This is a genomic window from Levilactobacillus mulengensis, from assembly GCF_003946045.1.
Classification (GTDB): domain Bacteria; phylum Bacillota; class Bacilli; order Lactobacillales; family Lactobacillaceae; genus Levilactobacillus; species Levilactobacillus mulengensis.
Genome location: NZ_RHNW01000001.1, coordinates 448,542 through 466,468 on the forward strand (window position 1 = coordinate 448,542; position 17,927 = coordinate 466,468).

Annotated in this window: 9 protein-coding genes; 2 read left to right on the plus strand and 7 right to left on the minus strand. The window is 52.1% G+C overall.

The annotated features are described in order from the left end of the window. Positions 1–295 precede the first annotated feature (295 nt). The 4 genes from EKM84_RS02040 to EKM84_RS02055 all read right to left on the minus strand — a co-directional run bounded on the left by EKM84_RS02040 (position 296) and on the right by EKM84_RS02055 (position 11,661). Positions 296–8,446 carry a KxYKxGKxW signal peptide domain-containing protein gene (locus EKM84_RS02040; protein ID WP_318531070.1) on the minus strand — a complete coding sequence of 2,717 codons (8,151 nt, stop codon included), beginning with the start codon at positions 8,444–8,446 and terminating at the stop codon, positions 296–298. A gap of 856 nt (positions 8,447–9,302) precedes the next feature. Continuing rightward, positions 9,303–10,202, minus strand: a complete 900-nt coding sequence (locus EKM84_RS02045) for an RluA family pseudouridine synthase (RefSeq protein WP_125763143.1) — start codon at positions 10,200–10,202, stop codon at positions 9,303–9,305. Continuing rightward, positions 10,199–11,002, minus strand: a complete 804-nt coding sequence (locus tag EKM84_RS02050) for an NAD kinase (RefSeq protein ID WP_125763145.1) — start codon at positions 11,000–11,002, stop codon at positions 10,199–10,201. Before EKM84_RS02050 ends, EKM84_RS02045 begins: the two co-directional genes overlap by 4 nt. Before the next feature lie 2 nt (positions 11,003–11,004). Then, positions 11,005–11,661, minus strand: a complete 657-nt coding sequence (locus EKM84_RS02055; RefSeq protein WP_125763147.1) for a GTP pyrophosphokinase — start codon at positions 11,659–11,661, stop codon at positions 11,005–11,007. Between the two features lie 358 nt (positions 11,662–12,019). Here EKM84_RS02055 and EKM84_RS02060 point away from each other — a divergent pair, with 358 nt between their 5' ends. After that, positions 12,020–12,670 carry a DsbA family protein gene (locus EKM84_RS02060; RefSeq protein WP_125763149.1) on the plus strand — a complete coding sequence of 217 codons (651 nt, stop codon included), beginning with the start codon at positions 12,020–12,022 and terminating at the stop codon, positions 12,668–12,670. Between the two features lie 247 nt (positions 12,671–12,917). Then, the gene (locus tag EKM84_RS02065) at positions 12,918–13,778 is read left to right on the plus strand and encodes a DegV family protein (RefSeq protein ID WP_125763151.1); all 861 of its coding nucleotides are present in this window, start codon (positions 12,918–12,920) and stop codon (positions 13,776–13,778) included. 73 nt (positions 13,779–13,851) lie between these two features. On the opposite strand, the gene pepF is transcribed toward EKM84_RS02065, so the two are convergent. The 3 genes from pepF to trmB all read right to left on the minus strand — a co-directional run bounded on the left by pepF (position 13,852) and on the right by trmB (position 17,864). Beyond that, positions 13,852–15,669, minus strand: a complete 1,818-nt coding sequence (gene pepF, locus EKM84_RS02070) for an oligoendopeptidase F (RefSeq protein ID WP_164511272.1) — start codon at positions 15,667–15,669, stop codon at positions 13,852–13,854. Positions 15,670–15,725: 56 nt separating this feature from the next. Further along, a complete protein-coding gene (locus EKM84_RS02075) occupies positions 15,726–16,820 on the minus strand; it encodes a competence protein CoiA (RefSeq protein ID WP_125763155.1) in 1,095 nt (364 codons plus the stop codon). 393 nt (positions 16,821–17,213) lie between these two features. Further along, entirely contained in the window at positions 17,214–17,864 is a 651-nt protein-coding gene (trmB, locus tag EKM84_RS02080) for a tRNA (guanosine(46)-N7)-methyltransferase TrmB (RefSeq protein ID WP_125763157.1), read from the minus strand. Positions 17,865–17,927: the final 63 nt, after the last annotated feature.

The following is a 17,927-nucleotide window of genomic DNA, read 5'->3' on the forward strand; positions in this document are numbered from 1 at the left end:
CGGCAAGGAAAGCGCCGATATATCAGCATTTCTCTGGATTCATAGCAACATTTTCAGTGGCATTTATTGCTCACTTTACGAACAAACTGCGATGATAAGTTTTATTATACCGCAACATTTATTGTGAAGCTTAATTTGTGCTTAACTGTCCACATTTTAATTTGTGTGAGAACTATTTTATTGGCAGATTCAAACATTTTTAGACAGCAAAAGAGCGCGCCCAATTTTCTAGGCGTGCTCTTTGCTGATCAGTAGTGTGGCAGATTCATTTTTAAATCAGTCACCCTACTTTTTGTTAATTGTCGTGCTTACCACGTTTGCCGAAGTACCACCATGAACCACCTGTTACTGCGGCGATGGCGGCGACAATTGCTCCCCAGAGCGTGGTGTGGTTGCTATCCGCTGATTTAACTGCGGAGTCCCCATCAGTCGCTGAGTCTGCGGCGCTACCACTTGCGGTGCCGGACTTATCACCCGTCTTGTCGCTAGCTGATTTGTCAGTAGCAGACTTGTCACTGGCGGACTTGTCGCTACTGTCCGCTGGACTTGCTGCCGTATCAGCTACCGTAGCTGGTGAGCTGGCAGTCAGATCAGCCATTGGCGCAGTGCCAGCAGCCGTGTTCGCAGCCCCACCATAATTTAAGGTAGTCGCTGCAGCCGGTGTCGTGCCTGAACCAGCGTTGGTCGTTGAGCCAGTTGCACCATTGCCAGAACCAGAACCTGAACCAGAACCTGAACCAGTGCCAGTATTGCTACCGGAACCTGAGCCAGAACCACTTCCGGAACCTGAACCCGATCCATTGCCAGAGCCTGAGCCGTTACCGGAACCTGAACCATTTCCAGCATCGCCCTCGTTACCAGCTTCTGAATCAGAATCGCTATCGGAGTCGGAGTCACTGTCGGAGTCTGAACCGTTATCGGAATCGGAGTCGCCACCGTTACCGGATCCATCACCTCCAGCAGAACCTGAGTCGCTGTCGCTGTCAGAATCGCTATCTGAGTCGCTGTCAGAGTCTGAATCACTGTCAGAGTCTGAGTCGCTGTCGGAATCAGAATCGCTATCGGAGTCAGAGTCACTGTCGCTATCTGAGTCACTGTCGGAGTCTGAATCGCTGTCGCTGTCTGAGTCACTATCGGAATCGGAGTCGCTGTCGGAATCAGAATCGCTATCGGAATCGGAATCGCTGTCCGAGTCACTGTCGGAGTCTGAATCGCTGTCGCTGTCGGAATCACTGTCGGAGTCCGAATCACTGTCAGAGTCTGAATCGCTATCGGAATCGGAGTCACTGTCAGAGTCTGAGTCGCTGTCGGAATCAGAATCGCTATCGGAGTCTGAGTCACTGTCGCTATCTGAGTCACTGTCGGAATCGGAATCACTGTCGCTATCAGAATCACTGTCGGAGTCTGAATCACTGTCGCTGTCAGAATCGGAATCACTGTCGCTGTCTGAGTCGCTGTCGGAATCCGAGTCACTGTCAGAATCGGAATCACTGTCGCTGTCTGAGTCACTGTCGGAGTCCGAATCGCTGTCGCTGTCTGAGTCGGAGTCGCTGTCGGAGTCTGAATCGCTATCGGAGTCTGAGTCACTGTCGGAATCTGAGTCACTATCGGAGTCAGAGTCACTGTCGCTATCAGAATCACTGTCGGAGTCTGAGTCACTGTCAGAATCGGAATCCGAATCGCTGTCAGAGTCTGAGTCGCTGTCGGAGTCTGAATCACTGTCCGAATCTGAGTCGCTGTCGGAATCAGAGTCACTATCGGAGTCTGAGTCACTGTCGGAATCAGAATCGCTATCGCTATCGGAATCAGAATCGCTATCGGAGTCACTGTCAGAGTCTGAATCACTGTCAGAGTCTGAGTCGCTGTCAGAATCTGAGTCACTGTCAGAGTCTGAGTCGCTGTCAGAATCTGAGTCACTGTCGGAGTCTGAATCGCTATCGGAATCAGAATCGCTGTCAGAGTCTGAATCGCTATCGGAATCAGAATCGCTGTCAGAGTCTGAGTCGCTGTCGGAATCAGAATCGCTGTCGGAGTCTGAATCACTGTCTGAATCAGAGTCGCTGTCGCTGTCCGAATCACTGTCGGAGTCTGAATCACTGTCGGAGTCCGAGTCACTGTCGCTATCTGAGTCACTGTCGGAGTCGGAGTCACTGTCGGAATCCGAGTCACTGTCGCTGTCAGAATCAGAATCGCTATCGGAGTCCGAGTCACTGTCGGAGTCGGAGTCACTATCGGAGTCAGAATCACTGTCAGAGTCTGAGTCACTGTCGGAATCGGAATCACTGTCGCTGTCAGAATCACTGTCGGAGTCTGAATCGCTGTCGGAATCGGAGTCACTGTCGGAATCGGAGTCACTGTCAGAGTCTGAGTCGCTGTCAGAGTCTGAGTCACTGTCGGAATCTGAGTCGCCGTCAGAATCTGAGTCACTGTCGGAGTCTGAATCGCTATCGGAATCAGAATCGCTGTCAGAGTCTGAGTCGCTGTCGGAATCAGAATCGCTGTCGGAGTCTGAATCACTGTCTGAATCAGAGTCGCTGTCGGAGTCTGAATCACTGTCGGAGTCCGAGTCACTGTCGCTATCTGAGTCACTGTCGGAATCACTGTCGCTGTCAGAATCAGAATCGCTATCGGAGTCTGAGTCACTGTCAGAGTCTGAATCGCTGTCGCTGTCTGAGTCACTATCGGAGTCGGAATCACTGTCAGAGTCGGAATCACTGTCGGAGTCTGAGTCGCTATCGGAATCTGAATCGCTGTCGGAGTCGGAATCACTGTCGCTGTCAGAATCGCTGTCGGAGTCGGAATCACTGTCAGAGTCCGAATCACTGTCGGAATCGGAATCTGAGTCCGAGTCACTGTCGGAATCGGAATCGCTGTCGCTGTCTGAGTCACTATCGGAATCTGAGTCGCTGTCAGAGTCGGAATCGCTATCGGAATCTGAGTCACTGTCAGAGTCTGAGTCGCTGTCGCTATCTGAGTCACTGTCGGAGTCGGAATCGCTATCGGAATCGGAGTCACTGTCAGAGTCTGAGTCGCTGTCGCTATCGGAATCAGAATCACTGTCGGAGTCTGAGTCGCTGTCAGAATCGGAATCGCTATCGGAGTCTGAATCGCTATCAGAATCGGAGTCGCTGTCGCTGTCAGAGTCACTATCGGAGTCCGAATCGCTGTCAGAATCGGAATCACTGTCGCTATCGGAATCGGAGTCACTGTCGGAGTCTGAATCACTGTCGGAATCTGAGTCACTGTCGGAGTCCGAATCACTATCGGAATCGCTGTCGCTGTCCGAATCGCTGTCAGAGTCTGAATCACTGTCGGAATCAGAGTCACTATCGGAGTCTGAGTCACTGTCGCTATCTGAGTCACTGTCGGAGTCTGAGTCACTGTCGGAGTCTGAGTCACTATCGGAGTCTGAGTCACTATCGGAGTCTGAGTCACTGTCAGAGTCGGAGTCGCTGTCGCTATCTGAGTCACTGTCGGAATCAGAATCGCTGTCGCTGTCAGAGTCCGAATCGCTATCGGAGTCCGAGTCGCTGTCGGAGTCACTGTCGGAATCAGAATCGCTATCCGAGTCTGAATCGCTATCGGAATCTGAGTCACTGTCGCTGTCCGAATCACTGTCAGAATCGGAATCACTGTCGGAATCGGAGTCACTGTCGCTGTCCGAATCACTGTCAGAGTCTGAGTCACTGTCGGAGTCGGAATCGCTATCGGAATCAGAGTCGCTGTCGGAATCGGAGTCCGAGTCACTTTCACTATCTGAATCACTATCTGAATCCGTATCCACTGCAATAGCCATGTTTGCGTATGACTGTGCGTCAGAAGCGGCGCTAGAAGCGTGATCCTTGGCAGTCTGAGCTGCAGCGGCGGCTGATGAAGCTTCTGCGGCATAACTTGATGCTGCGGCGTTATCGCTAGCTGCTTCGGCTGATGAAGCATTTGCGTGAGCCGTTGAAGCAGCGGCGGCGGCCGATGAAGCCTCGGTTGCAGCAGACGCGGCCGTTGAAGCGGCCGTTGCAGCTTCAGCAGCGTAACTAGAAGCCGTTGAACCCTTCACTGCGTAATCCGTGGACAGATCTGCGTAGGAGTTAGCCACACTTGCGTATTGACCAGCTTCGTTTGCAGCATCAGCGGCTAAGCTAGCTGATGATGAAGCCGCATCAGTTTGCGTCGTGTTAACTGTCAGGTAAGCCTGACCCAGAGACATGGACGTGCTACCACTAGTTACGACCAGCGTGTAGTACCCTTGGTTACCAGCCGTCGCACCCGTTAAGTTCAAGGTTTCGCTAGTTTGTCCATCCAGCTTTTGACCTTGGCTACCAGCCGTTGCGGAGTAGTACCACTGGTATGAAACTTTTGTGCCATCACTTGTCGTATCCATTTCCGGTGACCAAGTCAAATCGTCGCCGGCGTTAACCGCATGATCAGCTAAACCATTACCGATAGTCACATCTTTGCTAGATGAGAATGAAGTCCCATCAGCATTGGTAATTGTTGCTGTAATCGTAATCTTCCCAGCAGAGGTTGAAGACGTTGGTGTTACCGTCCCATCACTACTAATTGTCGCAATTGATTCGTCACTACTAGTCCAAGTGATATCTCCAGTAGCGTTCCCAGGATTGGTTGTCGCCGTGAAGACCCCTTCAGTTTGCGTATCTGATCCGTTCAGGATGTAATCATCCCCGGCAATCGTGATACCCGTGGCAGCAATTTCACTGTCATAAACGTCGACCTGGGCCAAGTTACTGTAAAAGTCCCCCGTTGCCGTGTTGGTTCCAAGGAAGCCAGCGCCTGACTGGAACAGCAACGAACCGGTAAAGTCTTCACTTGTTGTTACCGTCAGCGTACTGGAAGCGGTTGCTAGCCCAGCGTACCACGGTGTGTTGTCTTTAGTCGTATAAGTGGCAATTTCTTTTCCGCTGGCATCGTTGATACTACCTGATGTACCCTTCAGCGTTACCCATTTACCGTTGATCTGCGTGTACCAAGTCGTCGAGTGGCTGACGTTAATGGCACCCAGACCTGTTTTAGCAGTCGAAGTTAAGCTAATCGTCTTGCCAGAAGTTGTTGAGGTAGTGGCGGTTGGCTGTTGCGTAAACCCGCCAGAGACAACCATTCCTAACAGGACAAAGGCATCCCCTGATGGCTTACCCTTATACTTACCCAGGTTATTGGAGTAAAGCACCGCGTAACTCGCTGCTTCAGTCGCAGCAGCGGCGGCTACCGTGGCTTCAGAGGCTAACCGACTGGCAGAAACCAATTCTGCATCAGCAGCAGTAGAGTATTCACTGGCTGCGGCGAAACTCCCTGCGGCAACTGCTGATGAGGCTGCTGCCATGTAACTGTTGGCGTCGTTGTTAGCGGCATCAGCAGTGGCAGCAGCGTACTGCGCATCTTGTGCATATGCAGCGGCGGCGGCCGTGTAGGAAGCTCCCAAACTCGTATTCTGTGTCATCAAAGCAGCTAACGAAGCGGCAATTGAGCCCGCTGCTTGAGCACTGGTCGCAGCGGCGGCATCAATTGCGGCCGTTGAAGCTGCAGTGACACTAACTGCTGAGGATTGGCCATCCACAATGATCTTGGTTGCTTCAGCTGCGGCAGACGCACCGGAACTAGCGGCTTCGGTCGCCCATTTGAGATACGTTTTGGCGTTAGCTGCGGCGGTTGAGGCTTCGGCCAAGCTCCCGGATGCCGCATAGGAGGCTGCGTCACTTGCCCTGACAGCAGCCATTGACGCGTTGCTTGCAGCATCCGTATTGGCAGCGATAGCAGCGGCATTCGCTGCAGAAGCTGCTTCTTGATACAGTGGTGCTGAAGCAAATGCGTTGGCTGCATCGGCGGCATTGGAGTTTGCAATGTTGGCCTGATCAAGTGCCTGACTGGCTGCACCAGCGGCAGCGGCAGCATAACTGGAAGCCAAGTAATTACCAGCTGCTTCTTGCTTTTGAGCGGCCGTGTAGGTATCAGCAACTGCCAGTGTCGCATCAGCAGCGGCTGAAGTCGTCAAGACACCGTATGAATCGGCATCTGCCTGCGCAGCAATCGCATCGAGTGCGGCGGATTGGGCAGCGGAGTAATTATTTTCTGCTTCATATGAGGTTGCCAAATTACTTGCACTACTTGCGGCAGTAGCGGCCTTCACGGCTAACGCTGCATAACTAGCCGTGTCCTTTGTATAAGCGGCAGCACTTCTAGCGTGATCTTGGACCGTAACGTCGGTCACAAGATCCGTCGTGCTAGCCAACAGGTCATAAGCCGCATTGGCTGAGCTAGCCATTGAGGAAGCTAACGCAGCGGTTGCATCTGCAGCAGCGGCAGCACTCGCAGCTTGATCTGTGTAATTACCGTTGACGTCAGAAACGACAACCGTGATAACGTTGGAAGACGTTGAGAAGTTGGCTGAATGATTATTCATAGCGAGGTAAGTTGCCTTTTTTGTCCCACTAACCTTCAAGTAGTAGTAGTACGTCCCTGCTGAAGTATAAGTTGGCGTAAATTTCTGCGAGGTCGACGTGGATGAACTAGTCGAAGCGACTGTCCAGTTCTTGCCATCGGTCGATTCATACCAAGTATAAGTGGCTGAAGTGATTTTATATGAAGATGACCCAATTTGAAGTGGGAACTCATATGAGCCTAAAGTCATGGCGTTAGTCAACGTAACGCTCTGGCCAACGCCCACCGCTGTCGATGAACTCGTCAGCGTGTTGGTCGTTCCACCAATGGCACTCGTATCGTCTTCTTCATTTTCATCAATGCCTTGCGCATCCGTTTCATAAGCTGCGGCCAAGGAAGCGGCACTAGAAGCGCCTTCTAGGTTCAAAGCCGCATCGGACGCAGCCGAACTAGCCACCCGAGCTAATGAGGCAGCATCGGCGGCACTGGTTGCGGCAGCAGCCGTTGAAGCAGCTGAATTGGCCAGGTTAGCGGAAGAGGTGACGGCAGCGGCGAATGACGCAGCGCTTTCCGCGTATTGTGCGGATTGGTCCCCTTTGTAACCCCCAGCTTCTGACGCAAACGAGTTGGCTGAACTGGCGTAACCAGCGGCTAAGACTGCGCTTGAAGACGCCTTCACTGCTGAATCACTAACTGCCAGAGACGTTGCCGTCAGTGCAGCGGATTGGGCAGTTGAGTTGGCCGTGCTGGTTGCATTGTACGCATCCAGAGCTTGGCTAGAAATCCCGTTGGCTGAGATCAACGCGTCGCTAGCTGCTTCGTAGTCCCCACTCAGGGCGGCACTAGTGGCCACACTGTATTGGGCTTGGGCGTCACCAGCCAAGGACGTTGCTAACGATGAAGCGTTGGCTGCGTCGGAAGCGGCGCTGTTAGCCGTTGCGTAGGCAGCAACCGCCGCCGCGTTACTGGTATCGTATTGCGTGGCGTTGTAAGCACTACTTGCTGCCGTAGCAGCGGCAATGGCTGCTTCACTAGCTGCGGCAGCGGCTGAGAACGTTGGCAAATTAGCGCTGCTTACCATGTCTTTCAGACCAACAGCGGCGGCTGATTTGGCAATCGCTGCGGTACTGGAAGCCAGGTTGGCGTATGACGTTGCGTTACTTGCGGCTGATTTAGCTGCCGTCAGAGCTGACACATAATTGTTCATTAAGCTGTCTGAATCACCCATGCCGTCAGCAACCGCTTGTTTGTAACCAGAAGCTAAACTGCTGTAGTAATGCGTTAACTCAGAAGCGGTATCCGTCTTGGCTGCGTAGCTACTGGTTGCTGTGTAGGCGTTATTCACGTCACTCGTTGGTACCAGCGCTGCATAACTACTAGCGGTCGTGGCACTGGCCTTGGCAGCAGCGGCGGCACTGGCAGCGGCACTAGCATCGTTGTCAGCATCCGTGGCGACCTTCGTCTCGTCAGATGTTCCCACCGTCACAGTATCGCTTTCAGCTACGGGCGTGACAACGGCCTTCTTAGTCGTTGCGACCTTCGCAACCGTCTTGGTCACGTTGGCACTCAGCGTCACATCTGTCTTAACGTTGGCAGCGGCACTGGACGCGATGCTCGCAGCGTCTGATGTTGACGTCGCTGTGCTAGTCGCGTCAGCACTAATGGCGGTTGCCGTCGTACTACTATTGTTGCTTGAAGATGAAGCGGCTGAACTGCTGGCGTCGGAAACCGGTGCAGATTCAACTACCACCTTAGATGAAGCACTTGAGGCTGATGAACTGGCAGCGCTAGTCTCGCTGTTCGCACCCGCACTGTTGACTGTTGATTCGCTCTTCTGTTCCTGCTGATCCGCCGCCGAACTCGTTGAACTGGCAGCTGATGTGGCGACTTTAGTACTGTTGGTTGCGTCATCCGTGCTCGTTGCATCCGCACTGGCTGACAGCGTTCCTGCACCTAATAACGAAAAGGATGCCAATGCAGCGAAGACCCAGGTCTTCCCTACCTTGTACATCTTGTACCGTAATTTAGGGTCGCCGTTAAAAGCCTTATTCCGCATGAATTTCACTTTTAATGTCCTCCTTAAAAGTTGACTTGCAATAGATGAGTGACAATCGCTACTCCTAGTGATTGAGTTTCCCAAAAATTAGTGAACTTACATTGAATGGTCTATACACATTTCCCTAATAAAGGGTCTCCCCTATAAACCATCCCCTAACAATTGCTATTCTAGCATAGATTTACTCTACGCACTGTTTTAAAAGTAAATTTATTGACAATATTTCTAAGATTTTGCTAAATCTAAGTAAAGTGTTAAAACAATCACATCAAACTTTTCATCAACATTTTGCCTGTAAATATCGAGTTTTTATCCGATTAATCAGACTTTTTCCTGATTAGTTCAGTTTACAAATCGCGATAAATAGGCATTTTATGTGTGTTAACTAATTGTTATCATTCTATCGTGCGATAAATACAGGGGTTATACCATTAACTGTTCTAAAGCCGTCAAAACATATTCATGGTTTTGAAAAATTATATTTTGATGAAAATATTGTCCATATGACGATTTATGCGCAAATGATTATTGGCCATTTTTACGATCAAAAATCAAGCATTTAGTTTAGAAATCCTTAACTTTTAACGTAAATCATTTTACCATCCACACATATTTGTAAATGTGTAACATTAATATTCTTCGTGATTTTAACTATTTTATTCACCGGTCTATTAATCCATTTATATTTCAACTCGGCCGACATCACCTCAGGTCATCAGCTTTCAGAAACCGTTTTCATTGCTAACTTGTCGAATTACGACCAGTCACCCCCGTATAAACCAACAATAATTGGATATTTATCGACACAAAAATCCCGCCAACAGACTGCGTTGACGGGACCTTTTACCTAGATTGTTCAGTTTATAAGCTCGTTAGTGATAACCGCTGCCATGTCATCCGGCAGTGGTGCGTAGCAGGTGATCCATTTTCCCAGGAAGGGCTGATAGAAGCGCAAACGCGCGCAGTGCAGGGCTTGGCGGTGAATCCAGGGGTTGGTTTGTTTGCCGTACAACCAATCTCCCACTAGCGGATGCCCAATCGACTGACAATGGACCCGAATTTGATGGGTCCGGCCGGTATGGAGCTTGAGGGCTAGTAAGGTGGCCGAACGAGAACGACCCCGGACCCAGAACTCTGTCTGGGCCGCGCGCCCATCTGGCCGAACGGTTCGTTTGATAAAGGAATCCGCTGATCGCCCAATCGGCTGGTCGATCAGCTGGTGATCCACAGGAATTCGGCCAGTCGCCAGCGCAATGTAGCGCTTGTCCAGCGCGTGATCCTTCAGCTGCTTATCCAGAATGGAATGGGCAAAGTGATGTTTGGCAAACAGCACCGCCCCACTGGTCTCCCGGTCCAAGCGCGTCACAATGTGGGTCACCGTGCTAGGCGCGTGGATGGCTGTCAGATGCCCTTTGACCCGATTAGCTAACGTATCAACTGGATACAGGTGTGACGGCACAGAGGCCATCTCAGCCGGTTTATTGACGACTAAGAAGTGCGGGTCCTCATACAGGATGTCCAGCGGCTTAAATGACGTTGCCACGTGGTCGTTGGCCTGTTCCGGTGGCAGCTGTAATCCCACCGTTTGCCCTGGCTGGGCCATTGCAATCACGCGGACCTCTTCCCCATCCAAGGTGATGATGCCGCCGTGAAATTTCACGCGCTTCAAAAAGGTGCGGGTGACCCCGTGGGCCATCAGCACCGTGCGTACGTGGACCGGACTCTCACCGGTCACTGTCCATTTAAAATCGATCATGCATTCTCCCTTCCGATGAAGGAAGCCTCGACCCGTTGCCAGAAATGAGTATGGCGGTACTCAGCGAAGGCGATCCGTTGCCGTGCGATGCGGTACGAAATGGCCTTGATGGGCCGGCCCTCGATGCCGAGTTGGTCACACATCAAGACGTTATCGGTCGGGTCCGTCGGCTCGATACGAATCCATTCGTCCGCCGGGATAATCAGGGGCGAACCCAATGTCCGGAAGACTAAATTGTTAATGGACGCAATCTCTGCCATTTGAATCGCGTTGAACCGCGGGTTGATGACCGCCCCACCCACTGACTTGTTGTAGGCCGTGGAACCCGTCGGCGTCGAGATACACAGGCCATCCCCCCGAAAGCTTTCGAAGAGTTCGTCCTTGATGTACACGTCCGCGACCATGGTCCCAGACACCTTCTTAATGGTGGATTCATTTAACGCCAGGGCCTGGTCCGAGTGCGTACCATCCGCGTAGTCGACCTGAATCGACAGCAGTGGATAGCTCACACTTTGGCCGTTGTCGTCGGCTAAACTATCGACCAGCTCCTGGACCTCATAGTCCCGCCAGTCGGTGTAGAAACCCAGGTGACCGGTATGGATCCCGACAAAGCGGACCTTGTCGAGCCGGTCATTGTAATGGTGAAACGCGGATAGCAGCGTGCCATCCCCGCCGACCGTGACCACGATGTCTGGATTCAGACTATCGATGGTCACCCCCGCAGCCTCTAAGCCGCGGTGCAGCGCCGTCGCCACCTTCTGTGAGGACGGGCCGTTATTACTAAAAATGGAAACCTTCATAACTAATCTTCCTTATTCTGATGAGGCGTTCCATCCACATCGCTCTCATGCTTCGGCGTATATTGCTGGGCCTCTTGAATTTCTTCACGAATCTCGGACATTTCCGTGTCCAACTTAAAGGCGGCCTCGGCTGCCCGTTGTAAGCGGTCGCTGAGTTCCTCAGGAAAGGCGCCCTGGTATTTGTAATTTAATGAATGCTCGATGGTGGCCCAAAAGTTCATGGCCAGCGTCCGCACCTGAATCTCGGCCAGAATTTTCTTCTCGCCGGAAACCAGCTGAACCGGATATTCCACCACAATATGGTAAGACCGATAACCACTCGGCTTCTCGTTATGGATGTAATCCCGTTCCTCCAGAATCGTCAGGTCGGTCCGCCGCCGTAACAGGTCGACGACTTGATAAATGTCTTCCACAAACTGACACATGATCCGCAAGCCCGCAATGTCTTGCATATCCTGTTCCAGTCGTTCCTCGGCCACGTGACGCCGGGACATCTTTTCCTTGATGCTGGGGACTGGCTTGACCCGACCCGTCACGAACTCGATCGGCGGCCGCTCATTTTTATTTTCAAATTGCTTGCGGATACCGCGGAGCTTCACCTTGAGCTCGCTCACGGCCTGTTGATAGGGCAATAAAAATTGATCCCAGTTCGTTACCATAATGACTATCCCCCAACCTTAATTCCACGTTTACCCCGGAAGTAATTCCGACGTAAAACATGACTCATCTCTCGATTTTACCATATTTTCTCAGCAACTGAGAGTAATTACCTCTTTAATTTGTTAAGCATTTCACTTATCGTTCGATGAATGGACTGACTCCCTTTTACGAGGCGTTTAGCTTTACGTCCGCTTAAAAATGTTGCATGATAGGGTTGCGTTTTAAACGAACGGTCTCCACCTCAAACAAACGTTCCAATTGCTATTTTTTGAAATTTTGGTAATGTAGTGGTATTGTTACTTTTTGTTTGGCGACCCTTGCTGATTGCCAACTAGGACAGGTATAGGAGGAAGCAATGTGTTAGAAGTCTATTTGTTCGTCAACCCGCTCGGTGCGCGTTGTATGCGTTCTGAACGAAATATCATGCGGTTGGCCGATCATCTTAATAGCAAGGTGTCGTTCCAGTTTGTTCCGTTGCTTAACCAACAGATCATCGCGCAATCCCTCTCTTCGCGGCCAACGCTCGCTGAGAGAAATGCGCGCTTCAACGTCACCTACCAAGCAATTTTGGCTTATAAGGCCGCCCTTTTTCAAGGTAAGCGTAAGGGGCGCAAGTTCCTGCTCAACATGCAGGATGCCGTTGTCAGTCAGCACCAAAGTTTTACGGAAGAACTGACTTTAGAAATGGCCAAGAAGTGCCACCTGGACCTCGACATGTTCACGGAAGACTGTCAATCCGATCTGGCGAAACAAGCCTTCAAGACGGATCAAAAGTTAGCGGCTGAAATGAAGATCGAACAATCCTCATCCGCTGTGATTTTTAACTGTGATGTTTCCGACTGTGGGTTACTCTTAAACGACGTGACTTATGATGCCCTCTGCGACGTCTGTGAAAGCCAAGGCGTTGCCACGAAAGAAATGTTAATGGCTGAACCTAATTATCAAACTAATGAACAGGCGACTTCATTAATGCTGGGCAGTAATCAACCTAATCTGCGGGTGTTGTAGTTTCGCAGCTTGTTCACCTAAAAAACTGGCTTCGTAAAATCTGCGTGATTTTACGGGGCCAGTTTTTTGTGTGAATAATTTCAGACGACAGGTTGCGACGGGTCACCTAAACCTCACCTGGCTCGCAGTGTCTCCAGCCGACTAATCGCCCGATTAATTGTAAATTTTAGCGATACATTCCCTACCGCATTAGAATCCAATATGGTATGATTGAGCCAACTATTTTGTGGAACTGAAGGGAAAATTTATGCGAACAGCTATCGTTACGGACACCGCCTCCTACCTCACCCCCGAACAGATCAAGCAATTTCATATCGTGGTCCTGCCCATCACCGTGATTTTGGGTGGCCAGCAGTACGCCGAATCCAAGTTAAGTCTGAAGACGTTCTACGACTATCTGAAGACGGATCAAGAGCTTCCCACCACGGCACAGGTCTCCCTGGGTCAGATTGAAGAAGCCTACGACCGACTGGCTGACGAGGGCTATGACGAGATCATCTCGATTCACCTGTCTAGTGGCATCACCTCGTTCATGAGCAACCTCAAGATGTTCTGCCGGACCTACACCAAGGCCCACATCTATCCGGTCGATTCCCTGGTCGCCAGTGCCGGCGAGGCCAACCTGTGCCTGTTAGCGGGTCAGCTGGTCGCTAACGGCAACGTAGCCGCTGACATCGTTCCCCAGCTCGAGGACTTACGCGATACCATGAACGTGTACTTTGCCGTGGACAACCTGAGTCATTTGGCCCGGACCGGTCGTCTCAGTAACCGTTCGGCCATCATCGGTAACCTGCTCAACATCAAGCCCCTCCTGACGTTCAACGACGAGGGCAAGATTATCGCCATCGGCAAGGAACGGACCATGAAGAAGGCCTTCCACTACATGACTGATAAGCTCCAGGAGACGTTGACCCAGGTCGACTATCCCCTGTTAGTCACGGTCATCAACGCCAACAACGCTGACCTAGCCGATGACTGGGACGCCGCGCTCACCGACCAATTTCCAGAAGTCCGCGTAGTTCAGAGTCAACTCGGCCCCGCCATCAGCGTCCACACGGGTGAAAAGACCATGGGCCTGATTTGGCAACGCGACTGGCAATCCTACTAGAATTTAAATGCATGTAACCAAAAAGACTGAGCACCGCCCAACGTGGGTAGGCGCTCAGTCTCTTTTTTACGCATTATTTTTGTAATTCATGGGCCAGTTGGCTGAACTCAGCTAAGCGGTCATCAAACGTCTTAAATGCCGTCTGCAGGTAATCTGGCTGCGTCATGTCGACACCGGCCTTCTTCATCACGTTCAGTGGCAAATCGGAGCTCCCAGACTTCAGGTAGTTCAGGTAAGCCTCGCGCTTGGCATCATCCCCGCTCAACACGCGTTGGGCCAAGGTCGTTGCGGCCGCGAAACCAGTGGAATACTGGTAAACGTAGTAGTTGTAGTAGAAATGCGGAATCCGCGTCCACTCGTCGGCGATTTGGGGATCGGACACGACCCCATCGCCGTAGTAACGCCGGTTCAGGTCACCGTAGAATTTACTCATGAAGTCGGCCGTCAGGGTCTCCCCGGCAGCGGCTTGCGTGTGAATGTAGTCTTCAAATTCAGCGAACTGGGTCTGCCGGTAAACGGTCCCCTTGAACCCATCCAGGTAGTGGTTCAACACGTAGGCCCGCACCTGGGGATCCGTTTGCGTCTTCAACAGATAATCCGTTAAGAGATTTTCGTTCGTCGTCGAAGCAATTTCGGCCACAAAGATGGAGTAATCCCCGTACTGGTAGGGTTGGTTCGTCCGGGTGTAATGGCTGTGCATGCTGTGACCCATTTCGTGGACCAGCGTGAACAGACTTTCCAGGCTGTCCTGCCAGTTCAACAGGATGTAAGGCTTGGTGTCGTACATCCCACCGGAATAGGCCCCCGTACGCTTGCCTTCGTTTTCCACGACGTCAATCGCGCGGGTATCGAACATCTTCTGCACGTTGGCCACGTAATCGGGACCCAGCACGCTCAGCGCCTTCAAGGCTTCCTGCTGGGCTTCCACGTAGGTGTAGCTCAGGCTAGGTTCCCCGGTGATTGGCGTGTACAGGTCGTACATGTGCAGTTCGGGCAGGCCCAGGATTTCCTTACGCAGGTTCACGTATTGGTGCAAGGAATCCAGGTGATCGTTGACCGTCTTGACCAGCGTGTCGTAAACCACGGCGGGCACGTTGTTGACACTCATCGCAGCTTCACGGGCACTGGCATAATGACGAACGTCAGCGTTAAAATTGTGCGTTTTAACTTCGCTAGCCAGCGTGGAGGCAAAGGTATGCCGGAATTGTTGATAGACGCTGTACAGGGCCTTAAAAGCCTGTTCACGGACGGCAGGCGTGGTGGATTCCAGCAGGACCCCATAGAGGCCTTCGGAAAGCCGGACGTCGTCACCCTTTTCGTCTTGAACGACGGGGAACTTCAAGTCGGCATCGCTCAGCACGCTGTAGGTCTTCGATGAGGCGGCGAAAATGTCGCTGGCCCCAGCCAAGAGCTTTTCTTCTTGAACGGACAGTGTGTGGGCCCGTTGTTGCCCTAAGACATCAAAGATGTGTTGATACGCCGCTAATTTCGGCTCAGCATCGATCAGCTTTTGCAGGTCGGCTGGGTCCAAAGCCAAGACTTCTGGCTCGAACCAGGACGCCGCTGCGCCAACCGTTGCCAAGAGGCCTTCCGCCTGGCCCATTAGGGCTTGGGCGGCCGCATCGCCGGTATCCTGATCATTCTTCAGGGAGGCGTAAACGTAAACGCGTTCTAAATGGCGTTCCAGGTCAAAGTTGGCCTTGGTCACGCGGTACAGGTCGGCACCGCTCTGGGATAATTGTCCCTTCATGGCGGCCATCTTCGTCGCTTCGGCTTGGACGTCCTTCACGGCAGCCTTAAAAGCCGCATCATCGGGGTAAATCGTGGTTAAGTCCCAGGTCAGGGCCGTGGGAACTGCGGAACGTTTGGGAATTTGTTTCAAATTTCTCATCCTCCTTTAACATTGCATAGCAATATTTTACCACTTTCACCCGTGCCATAGGGAAATCAGCCCAAAACTTTCTCATCATTTTCTAACCAGTCGGTGTAATCTGCATCCCAATGCGGTTCCGAGATAATTTGCCAGCCCACCGTTGTCCGTTTGATCAGGTCCGCATGGGTCAAATCGGCTAGTAAATCATCGATGGCGGTCAAATAGGCCGTCTGCCCGGTAAACCGAACCGCCGTGACCTCGCCACCCACCAGCTGAAAGGCCGCCCACGCCAAGCGTTCCAGGGTATCCGTCAAAACATTCGACCGTTCAAATAGCCACGCCGCCAAAATAATACGCCAGAGTAACAGCCCACGGCCAAAGATGGGGGCCGTAACTGTCACCGTTGCCAACACCTGGGGAAATCCGGCCAAATGATGACCCGTCAAATAAACCGCTGTCTGTAAGGGTTTGAGTGCGGTGGACGACCGACGTAAATCCCGGTCCAGTTCCCAGCGAAACCGTGCCAGATTCGGTTGCGCCCACCACAAACGGCGCTGCGACCCGGCCGATAAGTCGGCTACATTCGCAAGCCAAACCGACTGACACAGATAGTCACCGGTAGTGGCCTGACAGATGTGATGGTCGACGCGCAGTTGATTGCTCTCCACGTCCCAAAATAACAGGCAAAGTCCCCACCCATTTAACCAGCCGGCAAAGCGGTCGATCAAATGCCACCCCAATTTTTGCTTGGCGAACCGGCTCCCCAGTAACCAGAGTGGATACACGCCCAAGCCTTGATAGCCCAGCGTCCGCTCAGTAACCTCGTCACGACTGATGGGGCTACACTGAAATTCCAGGGCAATCGGCCGCGGCTGGTGGTCAATCCAACAGTCGGCCCGCTGGGCAATACTGGGTAGGACCCGTTCCAAGGTGATGGCTCCCCAAGGAACGAAGAAGTCAGCCAACTGACGTTTCCCCAACACGTGCTGGGACGTCTCCCCTTCGCCCTTAACCGTGCACGGCGACTGCGGTCGGTGGGCAAAGTACGGCTGTACCCGCGTCCCATGGTGCAAAACCACCCGTGCCTGACACGCCGGACACACGTACGACCGCCCCCGGTCAGCATTCTTCGCATCCACCAACTGTTTTTCTCGAGCCGCAATCAACATCAAACATCCCTCCTCACAGGTTAACTCCGTAAAGGACGGCCAAATGTTCGTGGCGAAATAAAAAAAATCCGAATCCTTGGAATGGGATTCGGATTAGATGCTTGTATTTTAAAAAAACATTGATGTAATGACCTATCATTCAGCAAAACGAAACATCAACACGCTTACGTACAGACGGTGAAAATACGCCAAGCTAGTCTGAGTGACCAGAGGCGGGTCAACCTGATCTGCTGTGTCGGTGGTCTTAGCTGAGTGATTTTCTCAGCTTAGAGCACGGGACGACCTTGGAAACTCGCGGTTCACAGCGAGGTTTCAGACCGCCTCTCAGGCTGGGACCGTTCCCCACAGCAGAGCAGGTTGAACCCGCCGCCGGGAACGCATGACTAGCTCGGACTAGGCCTTTTTAACTGGAAAATGGGCGATGACTTGGTAGATGGGACCCTTAGCCGAGAACTTTTGCTCGTACTCCGTCTGGATGTCTTCCACACCATCGGTAGCGGCGTGTAGGTCGAGCCAGACGCCGTCAAAGACCATGCCGAAGTTGTTCAAGCTCCCTAAGGAATACTCAAACAGGCCGCGATTATCGGTCTTGAATTGAACGGACCCTTCTGGCTGTAAGACATCGGCGTAGTGCGCCAAAAAGACGGGCGACGTTAACCGGCGCTTCTCATGACGCGTCTTAGGCCATGGGTCAGAGAAGTTCAGGTATAACCCCGCAACTTCCCCAGGAGCGAAGAAGGTGTTGATGGCTTCACCATCCGTGTGCACCAATTGGATGTTCGTCAGCTCACTGGCCACGACCTTTTTCAAGGCAGCCGCGATCACAGAAAATTGGATTTCAATCCCAATAAAGTTGTGGTCGGGATGAGCCTTGGCCATTTCAACGATGAACTGGCCCTTCCCAGTACCAATTTCGACAAATAAGGGTTGGTCCTTCGGGAAGCGACTTTGCCAGTTGCCCTTCAAGGGTTCTGGTTCACTCACCAATCGTTCGGTGTGTTCGGCCACATAGTCCTTGGCCCACGGTTTATTACGTACACGCAATGTAAAATCCTCCTTGTTAGCACAACGGCGGGCGCGAGGTTTGTCCCCGCTCCCGCCGACGTT

Coding starts and splice junctions, on each gene's coding strand:
- EKM84_RS02040 (WP_318531070.1), bottom strand. CDS start 8,446: ATGCGGAATAAGGCTTTTAACGGCGACCCTAAATTACGGTACAAGATG.
- EKM84_RS02045 (WP_125763143.1), bottom strand. CDS start 10,202: ATGATCGATTTTAAATGGACAGTGACCGGTGAGAGTCCGGTCCACGTA.
- EKM84_RS02050 (WP_125763145.1), bottom strand. CDS start 11,002: ATGAAGGTTTCCATTTTTAGTAATAACGGCCCGTCCTCACAGAAGGTG.
- EKM84_RS02055 (WP_125763147.1), bottom strand. CDS start 11,661: ATGGTAACGAACTGGGATCAATTTTTATTGCCCTATCAACAGGCCGTG.
- EKM84_RS02065 (WP_125763151.1), top strand. CDS start 12,918: ATGCGAACAGCTATCGTTACGGACACCGCCTCCTACCTCACCCCCGAA.
- pepF (WP_164511272.1), bottom strand. CDS start 15,669: ATGAGAAATTTGAAACAAATTCCCAAACGTTCCGCAGTTCCCACGGCC.
- EKM84_RS02075 (WP_125763155.1), bottom strand. CDS start 16,820: ATGTTGATTGCGGCTCGAGAAAAACAGTTGGTGGATGCGAAGAATGCT.